The following is a 1,423-nucleotide window of genomic DNA, read 5'->3' as shown; positions in this document are numbered from 1 at the left end:
CCGGCCGCCCAGAGGGCTATACGTTCAACGGCAAATGCCCGGCATTTGCCATCCACAACGACGAACGACTCACGATGCACCAAAAGGCCTCCGGATTTTCCGGCGGCCTTTTCCGATCCATTCTATGTTATAATATCTTCCAAATAAACTGAGTGTTTTCAAGGAGGGGTTTGCCATGCTGGAAATTGGAACGGCGGCACCGGATTTTACGCTTCCGGATCAAAATGGGGACATGCATTCTTTGTCCGACTATCGGGGACAGAAAGTGATCCTGTATTTTTATCCACGGGATAATACCCCCGGCTGCACCAAACAGGCCTGTGCCTTTGGAGAACTGTATCCTCAGTTCCGGGAGAAGGGGGCTGTGGTACTGGGGGTCAGCAAGGATTCGGTGGCTTCCCACAAAAAATTCCAGGATAAATACGGTCTGCCTTTTACCCTGCTTTCTGATACGGAAAAAAACGTGCTCCAGGCCTATGACGTCTGGAAGGAAAAGAAGCTGTACGGAAAGGTATCCATGGGCGTGGTGCGCAGCACCTATCTGATCGATGAACAGGGAATCATCGTTAAAGCTATGGGAAAAGTGAAACCGGCAGAAAATCCCGCCCAGATGCTGGAGGCGCTGGAATGAGGATCATCATTTCCCCGGCCAAGAAAATGCAGGTGGATCTGGAATCGGGGTGCTCCTGCACCCCGCCTTCTTTTTTGAAGGAAACCCGAAAACTGCTGACCTGGCTCCGGGGCCTGTCTTTTGAGGCGCTTCAGAAACTGTGGGCCTGCAGTCCGGCCCTGGCAGAAGAAAATTATGCACGGCTCCGTCAGATGGATTTGGACCGGGAGGTTACGCCGGCGATCCTGGCTTATGAAGGGATCCAGTACCAGTACATGGCCCCTGCTGTGTTCGAAGACGGACAGATGGACTGGGTGGGGGAACGGGTCCGGATCCTTTCAGGATTTTATGGAGTGCTGCGGCCCTTTGACGGGGTGGTCCCCTACCGGTTGGAAATGCAGGCCAAGGGGGCACCGGAAGGGTCCCGGAACCTGTATGAGTTCTGGGGAGACCGGCTGTACCGGGCCTGCCGGGATGAGGACGGGGTAATCATCAATCTGGCATCCAAAGAATACAGCCGGGCAGTCGAAGCTTATTTGCAGCCGGGAGACCGGCTCATCCAGGTAATCTTTGGAGAATGGGCAGGAGACAAGGTGGTCCAGAAAGGGGTCTATGTGAAAATGGCCCGGGGAGAAATGGTCCGGTATCTGGCAGGCAAAGGAGCGGCAAAGCCGGAAGACATGAAAGGGTTCTGCTGGAGCGGCTATGTCTGGAGCCCGGAACTGTCCCGGGATGACCGGTATGTGTTTATTCGGGATGACAGGGCGGAGTGAAAGAGAAGTCAGAAACGGCCTGCTGCTTTTCCGTCTCACG

At 54.6% G+C, this 1,423-nt stretch carries 2 protein-coding genes; both read left to right on the top strand.

Annotated elements, in window-relative coordinates; genetic code table 11:
- Positions 1-175 precede the first annotated feature (175 nt).
- On the top strand, positions 176-631 hold the full coding sequence (bcp, locus tag QVO43_RS00010) for a thioredoxin-dependent thiol peroxidase (RefSeq protein WP_022486596.1): 456 nt from the start codon (positions 176-178) through the stop codon (positions 629-631).
- Positions 628-1,383 (top strand): peroxide stress protein YaaA, encoded by a 756-nt coding sequence (gene yaaA / locus QVO43_RS00005; protein ID WP_022486595.1) that lies wholly within the window; start codon positions 628-630, stop codon positions 1,381-1,383. The genes bcp and yaaA overlap by 4 nt, the downstream gene beginning before the upstream one ends.
- The last annotated feature ends 40 nt before the right edge of the window (positions 1,384-1,423 follow it).

This window comes from Acidaminococcus sp. CAG:542 (assembly GCF_000437815.1).
Lineage (GTDB): Bacteria > Bacillota > Negativicutes > Acidaminococcales > Acidaminococcaceae > Acidaminococcus.
Note: the sequence above shows the minus strand (reverse complement) of the source record. Positions and strands in the feature narration are given on the sequence as shown.